The organism is Providencia sp. PROV201, from assembly GCF_028479545.1.
GTDB lineage: Bacteria > Pseudomonadota > Gammaproteobacteria > Enterobacterales > Enterobacteriaceae > Providencia > Providencia huaxiensis.
Genome location: NZ_JAMPNW010000005.1, coordinates 13,916 through 30,560, shown reverse-complemented (window position 1 = coordinate 30,560; position 16,645 = coordinate 13,916). Strand labels below are relative to the sequence as shown.

Sequence of the window (16,645 nt, the reverse complement as noted above, 5' to 3'; positions counted from 1 at the left end):
TTACATTTCCTTACTCAGTTTAGTCTATCAATTGGCTGAATAAGGAAACTCGCTATTAGAGCATAAAAATAGGCTATTTCGCACCCATCATCGCTTTTTTTGTTTGCCTTGTTGGCGCAGTATTTGCGGGGTCATCCGGCCATAAATGTTTTGGATAACGCCCTTTCATCTCTTTTTGTATCTCTTTATAGCTGCCTTGCCAAAACGCACCAAGGTCTTGCGTGATCTGCAACGGCCGCATGGCAGGAGACAGTAGAGATATCGTTACTGCTATTTTTCCTTGTGCTATTGTCGGGTTCGTTTTTTCCCCGTACATCTCTTGCATACGAATCGCTACCACTGGTGGCTTATCTAACGCGTAGTAAATACTTACATCATGTAAAGATGGCGCTCGATAAGTTTTCGGAAACATACTTTCTAACCACTGCTGTTGCTGCCAATCCAATCGATTGATTAATAAAGAAGCTAAATCAATTTGCTGTAGTTTTTGCTTATTTGTTATGCCATCAAGATAGGGTTCAAGCCATTCACCCAGCGAATCCAATAGAGCTGTATCATCAAAATCTGGCAAGTCAACATCGGGAAAATACTGCTTAGCTAACGTACAACGGACACATAATTGTAATGCATCTTCCTGCCAATTTAGCTGCTGTAAGCCATTTTGCTTCAACCAATACACCAACGCTTGGCGAACCTCAGTCTTATCTGGGTTGCTTAAACGTTCTGATTTCACCACTAATTGACCGCATTGCAAGCGCTTCCAAGCTAATAATGTCCCTTTTTGTTCATCCCATTCGACCGTTTCTTGCTTGTTAAACAGTGATGGGCAATCTGCTTGTAACCTGTCAATCTCTACAGGGTAAGCCAAAGAAATACGCGCATCCGCTGTATTTTCAGGTTGCCATAAAGACACCACTATTAACCACGGAGTCCCCATTAGTCTATCTGACTCACCCAACGTCGCCCCTAAGCCACTCGCTAATTGGTAACGTTGTTGGTTATCTCGAGATTTCGCTATGTAGTCGGGAAACCCTGTAGCCAGCAACGTTGGTAACCACTCACTAATGAGCGCATCTCGCTGACCAATGGTACTCGGCACTTTTTGTTCGCAAAGTGCTGATGCTCTCTTACACCACCCCTCTGTTGGCCTTTCTATGCAATAGCGAAGATCCGCATCTTGTTGACGAGGAGGTTCTTCGATAATCGCCACCAGTAGTGCAGCTAATTGAATAACATGCTGATTTTGGCTTTGTTGTGCTTTGCATAACATTGCCGCTGTTCGTACTGAACTACCTAACTCCGCCATCTGCAGCCCAAAAGGCGTTAACTTACCAGCTGCATCAATAGCACCTAATTTACCCAGTAAATTTTTTGCCGCAGATATTGCAGGCTTCGGGGGTAAAGTCAGCCAATTCAGCTGGGCTGCATCGTGGCACCCCCACTGTAATAAAGATAACCATAAGCTGCTCAGGTCACTTTGCGCAATTTCGGCCTCGCTAAATTGTGCCGCACGCTCAGCCTGCTCTTCACTCAATAAGTGCCAACAAACACCCGTTTCTAAACGGCCAGCTCGACCAGCTCGCTGCGCCATCGATGCTTGGCTGATTCGCTGTTTAATTAGCTTTGTCAGCCCTGTTCTTGGGTTGAATTGACCCACACGTTCAAAACCACTGTCCATCACAAGGCGGATGCCTTCTATCGTTAAACTGGTTTCCGCAATATTAGTGGCTAATACGACCTTCCGCATTCCTTCTGGTGCCAGCTGTATCGCCTGTTGCTGGGCTTGTAGGGTTAATGCTCCGTATAAAGGACATAAAAGTATGTCCTCACTTACCATCGAAGCGAGTTCTGCTCTTACTTTCTCGATTTCCCCCATACCTGGAAGAAATAATAGTAAAGACCCATGCTCTTGCTGTAATAATTGCCAAGCCGCCAATGCGACTTCTTTATGAAAGAGTTTATTTGGGTTAATTGGATGATACTCACGTATGACGGGAAATGTACGCCCTTGAGAAGTGATAACCGGAGCATCAGGAAACAGCTGGGACAGCCCTTGATTATCTAGTGTCGCTGACATCAACAGAATACGTAAATCCTCACGTAAGGCTTGCTGTGAATCAATTAACAAGGCTAGGCCGAGGTCTGCCTGTAAATTTCGTTCATGAAACTCATCTAGAATGACTAAACCAACCCCTTCAAGCATGGGATCATTTTGCAGTAAGCGGGTCAGTACGCCTTCGGTCACCACTTCAAGACGAGTGTGGCGGCTAACTTTAGTTTCAGAGCGCATACGTAAACCAATGGTATGACCGACTTCTTCGCCAAGTTGCTGTGCAAGACGAGCCGCCACTGAACGTGCTGCTAAGCGACGAGGCTCCAACATGATAACCCGTCCATTAATAACTCCACTCTTTAATATTTCTAGCGGCAAAACGGTTGATTTACCCGCACCTGTAGGTGCATGAAGCAATACTTGAGGTGAAGCCATTAACGCGGTAAGTATGTCCTCACAAACTTCGAATATCGGTAACACTGGGGCTATCACTCCATATATTTAACTTTTGCTGTCAGACATTGTAGCATTAGCCTCTTTTGCCAGTAAGCATATTACCGATACCCTAGCGGAGATCCCATGGAATTTGAACCCGCCTTACAACCTGCCACTTTAATTAAGCGGTACAAGCGCTTTTTGGCTGATGTGACTTTACCGAGCGGTGAAGAAATAACAATTCACTGTGCGAATACGGGCGCTATGACAGGTTGTGCAACCCCGGGTGATACCATCTGGTATTCAACGTCCGATAATAAAAAACGCAAATACCCGTATAGCTGGGAGTTAACCCAAACAGCAAATGGTCATTTTATTTGCATTAATACCCTTCGTGCGAACCAATTAGTTGCGCAAGCCTTAACCGAAAAACACATTCCAGAATTATCCGAATACAGCGTAATAAAACCTGAAGTCAAATATGGCACAGAAAATAGCCGAATCGATTTCTATCTCACGCAAAATGGATTACCCGATTGCTTTATCGAAGTAAAATCAGTAACTTTACTCGAAAATAATCAAGGTTTTTTTCCTGACGCGGTGACACTTAGGGGCCAAAAACATTTAAGAGAACTAATGTATATTGCGAAAGAAGGAAAAAGAGCCATACTATTGTTTGTTGCTTTACACACAGGTATTCACGTAGCATCTGCAGCGGCACATATTGATAAACATTATGCGCTATTATTGGAGGAAGCGAGACAAAGTGGTGTTGAAGTGCTTTGTTATCAAGCTGATATAACTGTTCAACAAATGGTGTTAAGTAAGCAGATTCACTTTAACTCTATTAAATAAAGTTTTTTTAACCGATTTTTATACGAGGCCGCAGAGTTCTGGGCGCTAAAAAGGGAATAAACACGCTCGCCCTCACAGCATTACAAAACTCATTGCAGGAACGATTGCCAAGAGAGCAGTCTTCTGCTATTTATAGCGACCTTAATTTTTCCCCCTTGGGGTTTTTGTAAAATTTGCGTGTGTAGGAGAAGCATTATGCAAGAAGGGCAAAAACGTAAGACATCGTCCTTAAGCATTCTCGCCATTGCTGGGGTTGAACCCTATCATGAAAAAGCTGGCGAAGAGTATATGAACGAGGCCCAGTTGGCGCATTTTAAGCTCATTCTCGAAGCATGGCGCAATCAACTCAGAGATGAAGTGGACCGGACTGTTACTCATATGCAAGATGAGGCAGCTAACTTTCCAGACCCCGTTGATAGAGCCGCTCAGGAAGAAGAATTCAGCCTTGAATTACGTAACCGGGACCGTGAACGTAAACTGATTAAGAAAATCGAAAAAACGCTGAAAAAAGTTGAAGATGACGACTTTGGCTATTGTGAATCATGTGGTGTAGAAATTGGTATCCGTCGTTTGGAAGCCCGTCCTACCGCTGATTTATGTATCGACTGTAAAACATTAGCTGAAATTCGCGAAAAGCAAATGGCTGGCTAGTGTCTGTATGGAGTCCTGAACGGCGCATATTACTGCGCCGTTACAAGGGAACTCCACATTCTGTTATGTTCCGCTCAGAGCCTATTCCTTGCGTTAGCTATCACGTAAAATCTATCCTTCTCGCATCTTTTTGCCAATTGGCTGGCGATAACGTCCTATCATGTTCCTTTAAATAAGATAAATATTTACTTTCGCGTAATTTTTTACGGAAATAGCTTATGCTATCTTTTAACCCCATAGTGTGAATTTGAACGATAATCTAATAACAAAAAAACGCTTAAAATAAGGCTTCTAACCCTATACACCTATAGCAAGAAAGCTTTTTGCGCTATTATTTTGCGTAAATTTTATTGGTAACGTTTATAATTAGAGACGACTTTTATTCGTTTAACCATTCTCAAAGAAACTTCTGTGAGCTATGATTAGCCGCTTATTTTGTTTAATGAATATTGGTAATGACATCGAGGTGTACTATTTTTAACCGAGTAGCAAATTTCTGCCGTAATATTTTATCTCGCAATACAGATGCATCTCCTGAAGATGTAGTAAAACATCGTGATCCTTCGCGAGATAGTCAGGCAGCCGGTAAAAGGCCAGTCACTCATTCTGCTCATGCGCAAACCGCATCTAAAGAGCAGAACACCGTTCAACCCCATAAAACAACCCCTATTAGAAAAACGGTTCGTCAATCTCAACGTGCCGATTCACCACCTGAGAAGCGCCCTACAATGACAACCGTAAACGAAGAAAACATTACTGTTATCCCGCGTTCCGAACACCCTATTTCACGCAGTGATATCAGTGACAATGCGTTAAAAGTGCTGTATCGCTTAAATAAGAGTGGCTTTGAAGCCTATTTAGTCGGTGGGGGTGTGCGTGACTTGCTTTTAGGCCAAAAACCTAAAGACTTCGATATTACGACAAACGCAACACCAGAACAGATCCGCAAATTATTTCGTAATTGCCGTCTAGTTGGTCGCCGTTTCCGCCTAGCACACATTATGTTTGGCCCCGAAATTATTGAAGTTGCAACTTTCCGTGGCCACCATGACCAAAGTGCATCAGATGACAAAAACTTATCTGCACAAGCACAAAATGGCATGTTGTTACGCGATAACATCTTTGGTTCCATTGAGGAAGATGCGATCCGTCGGGACTTCACCGTTAACAGCCTATATTACAATATTGAAGACTTCACATTACGTGACTACGTTAATGGCTTAACTGACCTCAAAGCTGGCGTTATTCGTCTAATTGGTGACCCAGAAACACGCTATCGTGAAGACCCAGTCAGAATGCTAAGAGCGGTACGTTTCGCCTGCAAATTAAATATGAGCATCGAACCAAAAACTGCAGAGCCAATTTACCAACTTGCTCATTTATTGAGAGAAATTCCATCTGCTCGGTTATTTGAAGAGTCACTCAAATTACTACAAGCAGGCCAAGGTTACGATACCTATAAAATGCTCAAAAAATATGGTTTGTTTGAGCAGCTTTTCCCTGTTGTCGCAAGCCGCTTTACGGATAACAGTGATTCGCCAATGGAAAAAATCATTGAGCAAGTCCTTAAAAATACTGACTTCCGATTAAAAAATGATAAGCGTGTTAACCCTGCTTTTTTATTTGCGGCTATGTTATGGTACCCAGTTACAGAGCATGCTGAAAAGCTCTCTCAAGAAGGCGGGCTAGCCTATTATGATGCCTTTGCCCTTGCGATGAATGATATTTTAGACGAACAGTGCCGTTCGATTGCGATCCCAAAACGCATTACAACCACGATGCGTGATATTTGGTTGCTGCAGTTACGTTTACCTCGTCGCCAAGGTCGTCGTGCCAATAAATTAATGGAGCACCCGAAATTCCGTGCCGCGTTTGATTTATTAGAGTTAAGGGCCAATGTTGAGCACCGCAACGAGCTACAAGAGTTAGCATTATGGTGGGCTGATTTTCAACAAGCGAATAATACCAAACAGCGTGAAATGATTTCGGAATTAGGCAACGCACCCACTCGCCGTCGCCATCGCCCACGTTCATCACAAGGTGGAACAGGTGCACGCCGGTCGAATAAGTCATAATTGATAGAGAGAATACAATGGAACAAGTCTATATTGCTGTAGGAAGTAACCTTGGTGAGCCGCTATTACAGGCACAACAAGCTATTGCAGCATTAGATGCGATTCCCAATAGCCGTGTTGTTTCTACCTCTTCTGTGTACCGAACTAAACCACTAGGTCCACAAAACCAGCCAGATTTTCTGAATCTGGCTGTACTACTCGAAACAAGTCTTGAGCCAGAAATACTCCTCAACCACACACAAAAAATCGAGCTTGAGCTTGGTCGTGTTCGCAAAGAGGAACGTTGGGGTCCACGAACTCTTGACCTCGATATCATGCTTTTTGGTAACCGTATTATCAATACTGAACGGTTAATTGTTCCACATTATGGGCTAAAAGAGCGTGAGTTTATGTTGTATCCGCTTAGTGAAATCGCCCCTTCCCTTGTTTTTCCTGATGGCGAAAAGCTTTCAGAAAGACTCACACAAGTCCCTCGAAATGGCCTAACATTTTGGGATATTCCAGCCTAAAATGTTCAACCTCTTATGAGGTATGGTCGCAGGGAGATCATTTCCGGAGGTTATTATAATGAAACCAATTTCTCTGGCTGATTTATGTCAGTTTAAAAAAGACAAACACAAATTTGCAACTATGACTGCCTATGACGCAAGCTTTGCTCAATTATTTTATGAGCAAGGTATTCAAGTGATGCTCGTTGGAGACTCACTGGGAATGACGATCCAAGGTGAATCATCTACTTTACCAGTTACTGTCGAGCAAATTGCTTACCACACCCGATGCGTTCGCAAAGGTGCACCAAACGCCTTCATTATTGCAGATATGCCATTTATGAGTTACGCCACACCAGAACAAGCTTGTGCTAATGCAGCAATTTTGATGCAAGCCGGTGCAAACATGGTGAAAATTGAGGGTGGCAGTTGGTTATGTGATACCGTAAGAATGCTAGAAGAACGCTCTGTTCCTGTGTGTGGTCATCTCGGTTTAACACCACAAGCCGTCAACGTTCTTGGCGGCTATAAAGTCCAAGGACGCGATGAGGTCACGGCAAATCAATTACTCAAAGATGCGATTGCACTAGAAAATGCAGGTATCCAATTATTGGTTCTCGAATGTGTTCCAACTGCCTTAGCAAGTCATGTTTCTGAAGAGTTGTTATTACCGGTGATTGGTATTGGCGCAGGAAATGGAACTGATGGACAAATCCTTGTTATGCATGATGCACTGGGTATTACCGCACGAGCGCCTAAATTTGCTAAAAACTTTTTAGCTCAAGCAGGCAACCTTCATGATGCTATTCGTATGTATATCCAAGAAGTGGAAGATGGCATTTACCCAAGTGAAGCACATTCTTTTTCTTAATTGATGCCAGTAATTATAAGGAACTCACGTATGCTTATCGTTGAAACGGCACTTATCTTACGCCGTGAAATTCGCCGCTGGAAACAAGAAGGTAAACGTATTGCACTTGTCCCTACGATGGGTAATTTACACGATGGTCACTTAACACTCATTGACCAAGCGAAAAAACAAGCTGATATTGTGATTGCCAGTGTATTCGTAAACCCAATGCAATTTGATAGGCAATCTGATTTAGCCAATTACCCACGGACTTTGCAAGAAGATTGCGAAAAATTAAAGCGTCGTGATATCAATTTAGTTTTTGCCCCTTCCCCGCAAGAATTCTATCCAGAAGGGATGGAAAAACAGACTTTTGTTGACGTTCCCGAGTTATCGACGATGTTAGAAGGCGCAAGCCGTCCCGGTCATTTTAGAGGTGTCGCAACGGTTATCACTAAGCTGTTCAACTTAGTACAGCCCGATATTGCTTTGTTTGGTGAAAAAGATTACCAACAGTCGCAATTAATTCGCAAATTAGTCGCTGACTTATCATTTGATACTCAAATTGTTAGTGTCCCAACGGTTAGAGCCAAAAATGGCTTAGCATTGAGTTCACGCAACAACAATTTGTCAGCGGAAGAGCTAAAAACAGCGCCTAAACTGTATCAAATTATGCAACAAGCGGGTGAAAAATTAGTCGCTGAGCCTAACGCATCTGAGGTTATTATAGAAGAGATGAATAATAGCTTACGTGAAGCCGGTTTTACCCCTGATGAGCTATTTATTCGCGATGCAGATACATTATTACCACTTGGTGAGCCGAGTAAACGTGCGGTTATTTTAATGGCTGCATGGTTAGGTCAAACGCGTCTTATTGACAATTTACAAGTTGACCTGCAACGCGATATTGCATAAAAATAAATCAATTATAAAAATGAAATAACACACTGCAATTACAGTGTTTATAGCGTTAATTCAATGTCTGTGTTCCGAATGGCTTTTATTTTTTTCAAACTCATTTGGTTCACAGCTAGGCGGTAAGTAAACGAGTCCCTAGGAGCATACATAAGTATGTGACTAGGGTGAGTGAGCGCCACCAACAACGCTGTGAGCCAAATGAGGAAGAAAAAATGTTAAGAAGAATGTTACAAGGCAAACTCCACCGAGTCACTGTTACACAAGCAGACCTACACTACGAGGGCTCATGTGCAATAGATCAGGACTTCATGGATGCCGCTGGGATCATTGAATACGAAGCCATTGATATTTACAACGTTGATAACGGTGAACGTTTTTCAACTTATGCAATTTCGGGCGAACGTGGTTCAAAAATTATTTCGGTTAATGGTGCTGCTGCACGCCGCGCTGCGGTTGGTGATAAACTGATTATTTGCTCTTATGTGCAAATAGAAGATGAAGACGCTCGCTTACATAAACCAAAAGTAGCTTACTTTGATGAAAATAATAAAATGAGTCGCCTAGCAAAAGCGGTTCCAGTCCAAGTGGCATAATTTGGGTCTTTGCTTACCCAATAAATTGATTAATAACACCATTTATATACATTTCAATAAAAAACGGCTTTTGATTACATTCAGTATCAAAAGCCGTTTTTTTAACACAATTTCATCCCTAAAACTTAGCTTCTGAGGCCTCGACCCTGCTCAATTAGGAACCATGTTAATGCATAAAAGACGACTAAAAAAATCATTAAGACGCCTAATGTAATCGCGATAGAAACATCAGCTATTCCCAGAAAGCCATAACGAAAGCCGCTGATCATATACACAATTGGGTTCAGTTTAGAGACGGCTTGCCAAAACGGGGGGAGCAGTGACAACGAATAAAACACACCGCCTAAATACGTTAATGGTGTTAATACAAAGGTAGGAACAATACTAATATCATCAAATGTCTTAGCGAAGATGGCATTTAATAAACCAGCAAGGGAAAACACAATTGCGGTTAGTAATAACGTTATGACTACCATTGCCCATGAATGGACTTGCAATGGAATAAAAAATAACGATACCAATGTGACGAGAAAGCCGACTAAAATCCCTCTAGCAACACCACCACCAACAAAACCTGCGATAATAATATGCGTCGGAACAGGGGCAACGAGTAATTCTTCAATATTTTTCTGAAATTTAGAGCCAAAGAAAGAAGAACAAACATTTGAATATGAATTAGTGATCACCGCCATCATGATCAGCCCGGGGACGATAAACTGCATATAATCCACACCGCCCATATCACCAATTCTTGAACCAATTAAGTTACCAAAAATCACAAAATAGAGCGACATGGTGATCACAGGTGGTAATAATGTTTGTATCCAAATACGGCCGAACCGCGTGACTTCTTTTATCCAAATGGTTTTTAATGCGACCCAATATAGTGAGATCATCTTGCAATCTCCTTCTCGGTTGCATTACTTTCTCTTTTGACTAAGTTAACAAATAACTCTTCTAACCGATTTGCTTTATTTCGCATACTTAAAATCTGAACACCTTGCTCACTGAATTGGCTAAAAACACTATTTAGACCTTGCTCTCTTTTGACATCTACCTCAAGTGTTGAGGTGTCTATCAAACGTGATTCATACCCTAATAATTGAGGGATCGGACTTTTTGGCATTAAATCAAAAATAAAGGTTTCTGATTCTAATTGACTCAGTAATTGCTTCATACTTGTATTTTCAACTAATTCACCGTGTTGAATAATACCAATATTACGGCATAACATTTCAGCTTCTTCCAAATAGTGAGTGGTTAAAATGATTGTCGTTCCCTGAGCGTTAAGATTCTTTAAGAATGTCCACATTGAACGGCGAAGTTCAATATCAACACCCGCGGTGGGTTCATCCAAAATTAATAGCTTTGGTTGGTGCATCAACGCACGGGCTATCATTAAGCGGCGTTTCATACCACCGGACAAATTACGAGCCCGCTCATCACGCTTTTCCCATAAATCAAGCTGGGTCAGGTACTGCTCTGCACGTTGTACAGCAACAGAGCGCGTGACCCCATAATAACCGGCTTGGTTAAGAACGATTTGTAATACCGTTTCAAATGGGTTGAAATTAAACTCTTGAGGCACTAATCCAAGTTGCTGCTTTGCTTGCACAACTTGCTTTTCTAAATCATAACCAAATACTTTTACAGAACCGCTCGTTTTATTCACCAGCGAGCTAATGATCCCGATCGTGGTTGATTTACCCGCGCCATTTGGCCCCAACAATGCGTAAAAGTCACCGTCTTCAACGCTCAGGTCAATCCCTTTCAGGGCTTTTACACCACCTGGGTAGGTTTTGGTTAATTGCGATAACTCAAGTGCATATGTCATATGTAAAAAAAACCTTTATTCTTAGGACGATTTGAAGGCAATATATCATCATGATGCCACTTTTTTCTGCACTATGTTATGCAGAAAAGAGATAATTAGTTTATACAATATAATTCAATATGTTATGAATTTAGGGTTGTCTTGCCTAAAAGACAGGTTCATCATAAGGATGTTGAAATTAGTATAACTAATTATTAATTAATCAATAAATGTTGTATAAGATTTTATCGCAAAGTAACACAACTAGGCTATAAGTCATGATGAGAAAAATCGAAGAGCTGTTTGCTAACAATGAAGCATGGTCAGCATCAGTCAATGAACAAGATCCCGAATTCTTCAAAGAATTATCAAAAGCGCAAAAGCCGAGATTCTTATGGATAGGCTGCTCTGACAGCCGAGTACCTGCAGAAAAATTAATTAACGCGGCACCTGGCGACCTTTTTGTGCACCGTAATGTTGCCAACTTAGTTATTCACACTGACCTAAACTGTTTATCAGTCATTCAATATGCCGTTGATGTCTTACAAGTTGAGCACATCATTATTTGTGGCCACTACGGCTGCGGTGGTATTGAAGCAGCGGTTGATAACACCGAACTTGGCTTAATTAATAACTGGCTATTACACATAAGAGATATTTGGTACAGACATAGCTCTATGTTAGGTGAGCTAAAACCTTGCGAGCGTCTTAACCGTTTATGCGAATTAAATGTCGTTGAGCAAGTTTATAATTTAGGGCATTCAACCATCATGCAATCTGCATGGAAACGAGGCCAGAAAGTGATGATCCACGGTTGGGTATATGGGATTAATAATGGCCGGTTACACGACTTACATATTACTGCTGACAGCCGAGAAAAACTTGAGTTATGTTACCGTGAAGCTATTTCAACATTAACTCAAAAAAAATAAATTAAATTATTAATTCGAAGCTCTTAGACATAAGAGCTTCTATGCACAACAAAAAAGGACAGCAATGCTGTCCTTTTTTGGTCGTTTTATTCAGAAGATCTAGTCTTCTAATAACGTTACGTGCCCAATATAAGGCAGATGACGATATTGCTGAGCGTAGTCAATACCGTAACCCACCACAAATTTGTCTTCAATCGAATAACCAATCCATTCAACAGGAACCTGTACTTCTCGGCGTGAAGGTTTATCCAGCAATGTACAAATAGCAACAGATTTAGGGCCGCGTAATTCGAAAATTTCACGAACTTTATTTAAGGTATTGCCAGAGTCGATAATATCTTCAACGATTAATACGTGTTTATCACGGATATCTTCGTCCAAGTCTTTGACAATTTTAACATCACGGCTTGATGTCATCGCATTGCCGTAGCTTGAAACGGTCATAAAATCGACTTCATGAGGAACATCAATCTTACGACATAAATCAGCCATAAAAATAAATGAACCTTTCAGCAAACCAACAAGGACTAATTCACCATCAAGTGTTTGATAATGAGCGCTAATTTTATCGGCTAATTCACTGATTCGTTGAGCAATCTCTTCTTCAGAGATCATTACTTCAAGGGTATGTTTCATCGTCTATTACGCATCTATGGGAATGGAAAGCACGTAATTTTAACATAGGCAGCACGCATATACTAATAAAGGAAAATGCAGTGCTAAAATTTCACACTGCATTTTATCTGAAAATAAATGTGGCTGTTAACTTACAGTGAAGCCCAACATCATTCCGGTATCTTCATGCTCTAAGAGATGGCAGTGAGCCATATAAGGATGTTGTTGAGTTGCAGGGTGTTTAAATTCGACTAAAATTTCACTCACCTGCCCTTCCACTTTAACAATATCTTTCCAACCTTGGCGATGAGGCTCTACGGCTTGGCCATTTTCTTTTAGGATACGAAAACGTGTTCCATGAACGTGGAATGGGTGCAACATCATATCGCCACGCCCTGAAACGACCCATATTTCTTGTTGATTCATAGGAGCATTGAATGCAGGATGAGTCATTGAAAAAACCTGTCCATTAATGGTATTCGCGTTATGAATATCTAAACCATCAGAACCTGAACCACAGTGGCCGCCACTTCCCATTTTGCCATTCATATTTCCATGGTTCATATTTCCATGGTTCATATTGCCTGCATTCATGTTACCGTGGTTCATATTGCCCATCATTGCACCATGACCGCCCATATTACCCATGGCCTGGTCGCCATATTTTTCACGTAACATCATCATGCCTTGCATGTCCAAACGCATATCCATCATTAAGTGGAAACGACGACGGTTTAAGCCAGCAAGAGAAGGAATAGCAGACATTGCTGCAAGTGTTGATGGTAAGTCACCTTCTCCCTTCGTCAACGTTGTTTCGATACGCAATACAGGCAAAGGCTGGTCAAATGGTGCGATCGTCATGCCCATTTGCCCGACGGGTAGCGTAACCAAATCGAATGCGCGACCATCGGAGGCATCAATTAAGACTTCAAAGCGCTCTCCCATCAAGATAGGTAATTCTGTTACGGCAACTGGCTCGGCTAGTAAACCACCATCACTCGCAACGACATACATTTTACGTCCATCACTGGTGGAAATGTTTAAACTTCTCGCATTGCAGCCATTTAATAACCTTAAGCGTAGCCAACCTTTTGGGGCAACATGTTTAGGGTAAACAGCTCCGTTCGTCAACATGATGTCTCCGAACCACCCCACTGCCGCGCTCATCACATCAAGCTGGTAGTCAATTTGACCATCATCTTTTAAGCGTTTGTCCTGCAAAATGACAGGAATATCATCAACGCCCCAATCACTTGGTAAGCCGTGCTTTGTGCTGTCTTCATCTTTAATTAATACAAGACCAGCTAAGCCCATTGCGACTTGATAACCCGTTTTTCCATGAGTATGTGGATGAAACCAACATGTCGCTTCACTTTGGTTTACCGTAAAATTCACTTTACGGCTTGCTCCCGGCTGAATTATCGCTTGAGGCCCACCATCTTGTTCACCTGAAATTTCTAAGCCATGCCAGTGAACGGTTGTATCTTCAGCCAATTGATTCACAATATTGATATTAACGCTTTGCCCATTCTTTAAGCTAATCGCAGGGCCCAATAAATTTCCGTTATAACCCCATGTCGTTGTTTTCTTTCCTGGAATAAACTGCGAAATACCTTGTTGGATAGCTAGCTGAATATTGCCTTGTGCATCTGGCTCAACTAGCGGAGGGATTGCCAGTTCAGGGTAGTTTCCCGCTGCGACCGCGATGCGGCTCCAAATAGGCAGCGCACTTGCAGCATATGTGATAGCACTTAATTTCAAAAAATCGCGACGTAGCATTGATAACCTTCCTTTTATTTATCAAATTAATAATCATCAGAGGGGTAATTTATGGCAAATTACACTTTCGAAGCAAAACATGGTTTAATGAAGGTATGATAAAGCCTCCCCTTACAGGAAGGTCAATAAAGCCACTCTATAAATGTGGGTTTATTACATGGATTTAAGAAAAATATAGTTGACTAACAATTCTATTCTTATGCTAACGTAACTTGACATAGAAAACAGATAGAATAACGAATGCGCAAATTTATATTGATGTCATGCTTAATGACTCTGTTAGGGATAACCAATTCTGCCAGAGCTCTTTCTACCAACGAAGCTGAAGATCTTGCTGATCTTACGGCCGTTTTTATTTATCTAAAATATGATTGTGGGTATTCACAAATCCCTGATAGAGAAATTGAACGTGCTATCGTTTACTTTGCTAAAAGCAACAAATGGGATCTTAGTAACTATAATGCGGAAAAAATGACCGCTCTTAACAAAGAAAGTTATAGTGACCTAAAAGGAATACCACTTACCACCGAGTTTAAATGTCAGTCCCTTGCTCGCGATTCGCTAGGCCTTTTTGCTTACGTAAAATAAGCGGAGGATAAAGCCCATCAAGAAAACATGCCCAAATATAGTCTGCATGTTTTCTTTCTTTACTCTAAATTATTATTCCTTTTTTGCCTTCGTTCTTGCCAAAACAGGGCTATCGATGGAATACTTTGAATAATCACCATTCTGATAATATGATTTGACATCACAAAGCCCGCATCTAAATTCATGGTAATTGCTGCGAATGTCATTGCTTCCATACTCCCCGGCGCCCAAGCTAACAATAATACTGAAATATCATAGCCTGTCATCCAAGATGCAAATACCGTGATAAGAAAAGTCAGCACGATATTTACCACCACAACTTGGGCTGAAGAATATATATTTTTAATCAACGATGAAAGTGGAAAAACAATGAAATGGTTACCAATATTCATCCCGATCAATACCATACTGAGTTCAGTCAACATCAGTGGGAAATTCAATGGGATATCAACCCAACCTTGAATGAGTGTTGCCGCTGCTAATGACGTTAACATAAAAGGCGCAGGGACTCTTAAACGCTGTAAAATTATCCCTGAAATAACACCAACAACAATAATAAGCAGTAGCCATCCCGTTGAAACTAATGTGAGTTCTGGAAATTCGATTATCGGTTGCGGATCACCATCACTACCAACAACAATACCTGCTAATAAAATAAGAATAATTAAGCGAATTGTATGGGAAATAACAATTTTTTGGGGTGGTGTATGGGTATGGTCAGTTAATGCGAGAATTGCAGCCATCGCACCGGGGACAGAGCCTAGCATTGCCTCTTGTTTTGTCCAACCGACTTTTCGGTAAAACCAAAAAAAGCTGAACGAAAATTGCACGGCCAAACAGACAACTAGCATTAATAGTAAAAGAAATAAATTGTCTGCTTCATTAAGAGATACTTGATTGAACATCAAGCCGACAGAGGTTCCCAGTGTGACTTGAACAAAGGTAATGGTATGTTTAGGAATTGCGAACGAAATACCAAAACGATGAAAAATGATAATCGCAATGATCGGGCCAAACATCAATGCAAGGGGAATTCCAAGATAAGTAAGCCCACCACCGATTAAAGCACAGATGGAAATTCCACCTATCATTTTTAATAATTTCATCATATGGTATTAACCATTAAGTCTTTTTATAGCCCTAATTTATATCACATTATTTAAGCAATATGGCTTTAGTTTTTAATTATTTATCCCCTTAGTGACATCTACCAGTATTTATTCATTTATTAGGTTTTGATCTAGTTATTTTAACTTAGTCTGAAAAAATCTCTCTAACACAAATTAACATAGCATAGTAACAAAACTATTTTTCACTTTAACTGTTTTCTTCATTTTATATTATCAGCGCGAGCTTGATTCATAATCGCTTTGGACATCCATTGGGCTAATTCTGTTACTTGAGCATCATCCATTTTCCAAATATCTTTTAATACTAAAAATATTTCAGAACCATAAATAACAGAAAAGGCTCGAATGACTCTGTCTATAATTTCTTGCGGATATTCTGATTTCATTGGCGATGTCACCATCGCAAGAATTTCTTTACGATTTCCGCGTTCTAGAGGCTTATCTTTAATATTTTGTGGAGCAGCTCGCCCCTGTGCCCATTGCTGTAGTGATACTTGCAGCGCGGCGCGCAAAACACCTTCATGTTCAAACATACGTGGAAAAGCATAGGTTAATAGCTCGCCAATACGCTCTTCGGTTTGCTCACTTTGTGGCCGCCAAGTTAAAATAGGACCTAAACTTTCATTAACCGTTGCGGTAATTAAATCGGCTTGTGTCGGAAAATAACGATATGCTGTCGCACGAGAAACTCCCGCCTCAACTGCCAATTCAGAAACAGAAGGCATCGCCCCTTTTTCAAATAAATCTAAAGCTGTCGTAACCAATAATACATAGGTCCGTTTTCGTGTCCCTTTGTATTCTGAGAGTGAGTGAGTTTTAGACATTAATTTATCCTTAAAATACTGTCACTTACTATAAGGCCAGTTAGCG

Annotated in this window: 16 protein-coding genes; 9 read left to right on the top strand and 7 right to left on the bottom strand. The window is 41.1% G+C overall.

Annotation, left to right across the window (positions count from 1 at the left end; genetic code table 11):
* Positions 1-73: 73 nt before the first annotated feature.
* Entirely contained in the window at positions 74-2,533 is a 2,460-nt protein-coding gene (hrpB, locus tag PR809_RS05745) for an ATP-dependent helicase HrpB (protein WP_166265728.1), read from the bottom strand.
* Positions 2,534-2,632: 99 nt separating this feature from the next.
* Here hrpB and sfsA point away from each other — a divergent pair, with 99 nt between their 5' ends.
* The 7 genes from sfsA to panD all read left to right on the top strand — a co-directional run bounded on the left by sfsA (position 2,633) and on the right by panD (position 8,918).
* Positions 2,633-3,343: a DNA/RNA nuclease SfsA gene (gene sfsA / locus PR809_RS05740; protein WP_166265731.1), complete on the top strand. Its 711-nt coding sequence runs from the start codon at positions 2,633-2,635 to the stop codon at positions 3,341-3,343.
* Between the two features lie 195 nt (positions 3,344-3,538).
* Positions 3,539-3,994 (top strand): RNA polymerase-binding protein DksA, encoded by a 456-nt coding sequence (gene dksA / locus PR809_RS05735; RefSeq protein WP_004260494.1) that lies wholly within the window; start codon positions 3,539-3,541, stop codon positions 3,992-3,994.
* A gap of 728 nt (positions 3,995-4,722) precedes the next feature.
* Positions 4,723-6,069 carry a polynucleotide adenylyltransferase PcnB gene (gene pcnB / locus PR809_RS05730; RefSeq protein ID WP_206276241.1) on the top strand — a complete coding sequence of 449 codons (1,347 nt, stop codon included), beginning with the start codon at positions 4,723-4,725 and terminating at the stop codon, positions 6,067-6,069.
* A gap of 17 nt (positions 6,070-6,086) precedes the next feature.
* A complete protein-coding gene (gene folK, locus PR809_RS05725; protein WP_102139419.1) occupies positions 6,087-6,578 on the top strand; it encodes a 2-amino-4-hydroxy-6-hydroxymethyldihydropteridine diphosphokinase in 492 nt (163 codons plus the stop codon).
* Positions 6,579-6,636: 58 nt separating this feature from the next.
* The gene (gene panB / locus PR809_RS05720; protein WP_206276235.1) at positions 6,637-7,428 is read left to right on the top strand and encodes a 3-methyl-2-oxobutanoate hydroxymethyltransferase; all 792 of its coding nucleotides are present in this window, start codon (positions 6,637-6,639) and stop codon (positions 7,426-7,428) included.
* Positions 7,429-7,458: 30 nt separating this feature from the next.
* Positions 7,459-8,322, top strand: coding sequence for a pantoate--beta-alanine ligase (gene panC / locus PR809_RS05715; RefSeq protein WP_206276234.1), 864 nt, complete (start codon positions 7,459-7,461; stop codon positions 8,320-8,322).
* 215 nt (positions 8,323-8,537) lie between these two features.
* Positions 8,538-8,918 carry an aspartate 1-decarboxylase gene (gene panD, locus PR809_RS05710; RefSeq protein ID WP_102139422.1) on the top strand — a complete coding sequence of 127 codons (381 nt, stop codon included), beginning with the start codon at positions 8,538-8,540 and terminating at the stop codon, positions 8,916-8,918.
* A gap of 125 nt (positions 8,919-9,043) precedes the next feature.
* Here panD and PR809_RS05705 read toward each other — a convergent pair whose 3' ends face one another.
* Together PR809_RS05705 and PR809_RS05700 are read right to left on the bottom strand one after the other, a co-directional pair.
* On the bottom strand, positions 9,044-9,814 hold the full coding sequence (locus PR809_RS05705) for an ABC transporter permease (RefSeq protein ID WP_004913713.1): 771 nt from the start codon (positions 9,812-9,814) through the stop codon (positions 9,044-9,046).
* Positions 9,811-10,752: an ABC transporter ATP-binding protein gene (locus tag PR809_RS05700; protein WP_004913716.1), complete on the bottom strand. Its 942-nt coding sequence runs from the start codon at positions 10,750-10,752 to the stop codon at positions 9,811-9,813. The genes PR809_RS05705 and PR809_RS05700 overlap by 4 nt, the downstream gene beginning before the upstream one ends.
* A gap of 257 nt (positions 10,753-11,009) precedes the next feature.
* Between PR809_RS05700 and can the strand changes: the two genes are divergently transcribed.
* Positions 11,010-11,663: a carbonate dehydratase gene (gene can / locus PR809_RS05695; protein ID WP_102139423.1), complete on the top strand. Its 654-nt coding sequence runs from the start codon at positions 11,010-11,012 to the stop codon at positions 11,661-11,663.
* Positions 11,664-11,762: 99 nt separating this feature from the next.
* Here the strand turns inward: can and hpt are convergent, their stop codons facing one another.
* Together hpt and cueO are read right to left on the bottom strand one after the other, a co-directional pair.
* On the bottom strand, positions 11,763-12,299 hold the full coding sequence (gene hpt, locus PR809_RS05690) for a hypoxanthine phosphoribosyltransferase (RefSeq protein ID WP_102139424.1): 537 nt from the start codon (positions 12,297-12,299) through the stop codon (positions 11,763-11,765).
* A 126-nt stretch (positions 12,300-12,425) separates the two neighbouring features.
* Positions 12,426-14,057, bottom strand: a complete 1,632-nt coding sequence (cueO, locus tag PR809_RS05685) for a multicopper oxidase CueO (RefSeq protein WP_206276233.1) — start codon at positions 14,055-14,057, stop codon at positions 12,426-12,428.
* Positions 14,058-14,297: 240 nt separating this feature from the next.
* On the opposite strand from cueO, the gene PR809_RS05680 reads away from it, so the two are divergent.
* Complete coding sequence (locus tag PR809_RS05680) at positions 14,298-14,645, top strand: YacC family pilotin-like protein (RefSeq protein ID WP_102139426.1); 348 nt, start codon at positions 14,298-14,300, stop codon at positions 14,643-14,645.
* Between the two features lie 59 nt (positions 14,646-14,704).
* Here the strand turns inward: PR809_RS05680 and PR809_RS05675 are convergent, their stop codons facing one another.
* Positions 14,705-15,754, bottom strand: a complete 1,050-nt coding sequence (locus tag PR809_RS05675; RefSeq protein ID WP_102139427.1) for an AbrB family transcriptional regulator — start codon at positions 15,752-15,754, stop codon at positions 14,705-14,707.
* A gap of 221 nt (positions 15,755-15,975) precedes the next feature.
* Positions 15,976-16,599: a TetR/AcrR family transcriptional regulator gene (locus tag PR809_RS05670; RefSeq protein ID WP_102139428.1), complete on the bottom strand. Its 624-nt coding sequence runs from the start codon at positions 16,597-16,599 to the stop codon at positions 15,976-15,978.
* Positions 16,600-16,645: the final 46 nt, after the last annotated feature.

Bases quoted from the DNA above. Each gene is read 5' to 3' on its own strand.
- PR809_RS05680 (WP_102139426.1), top strand. From the start codon at position 14,298: ATGCGCAAATTTATATTGATGTCATGCTTAATGACTCTGTTAGGGATA.
- panC (WP_206276234.1), top strand. From the start codon at position 7,459: ATGCTTATCGTTGAAACGGCACTTATCTTACGCCGTGAAATTCGCCGC.
- PR809_RS05675 (WP_102139427.1), bottom strand. From the start codon at position 15,754: ATGATGAAATTATTAAAAATGATAGGTGGAATTTCCATCTGTGCTTTA.
- sfsA (WP_166265731.1), top strand. From the start codon at position 2,633: ATGGAATTTGAACCCGCCTTACAACCTGCCACTTTAATTAAGCGGTAC.
- hpt (WP_102139424.1), bottom strand. From the start codon at position 12,299: ATGAAACATACCCTTGAAGTAATGATCTCTGAAGAAGAGATTGCTCAA.
- pcnB (WP_206276241.1), top strand. From the start codon at position 4,723: ATGACAACCGTAAACGAAGAAAACATTACTGTTATCCCGCGTTCCGAA.
- folK (WP_102139419.1), top strand. From the start codon at position 6,087: ATGGAACAAGTCTATATTGCTGTAGGAAGTAACCTTGGTGAGCCGCTA.
- panD (WP_102139422.1), top strand. From the start codon at position 8,538: ATGTTAAGAAGAATGTTACAAGGCAAACTCCACCGAGTCACTGTTACA.
- cueO (WP_206276233.1), bottom strand. From the start codon at position 14,057: ATGCTACGTCGCGATTTTTTGAAATTAAGTGCTATCACATATGCTGCA.
- PR809_RS05705 (WP_004913713.1), bottom strand. From the start codon at position 9,814: ATGATCTCACTATATTGGGTCGCATTAAAAACCATTTGGATAAAAGAA.
- panB (WP_206276235.1), top strand. From the start codon at position 6,637: ATGAAACCAATTTCTCTGGCTGATTTATGTCAGTTTAAAAAAGACAAA.
- can (WP_102139423.1), top strand. From the start codon at position 11,010: ATGATGAGAAAAATCGAAGAGCTGTTTGCTAACAATGAAGCATGGTCA.
- PR809_RS05670 (WP_102139428.1), bottom strand. From the start codon at position 16,599: ATGTCTAAAACTCACTCACTCTCAGAATACAAAGGGACACGAAAACGG.
- PR809_RS05700 (WP_004913716.1), bottom strand. From the start codon at position 10,752: ATGACATATGCACTTGAGTTATCGCAATTAACCAAAACCTACCCAGGT.
- dksA (WP_004260494.1), top strand. From the start codon at position 3,539: ATGCAAGAAGGGCAAAAACGTAAGACATCGTCCTTAAGCATTCTCGCC.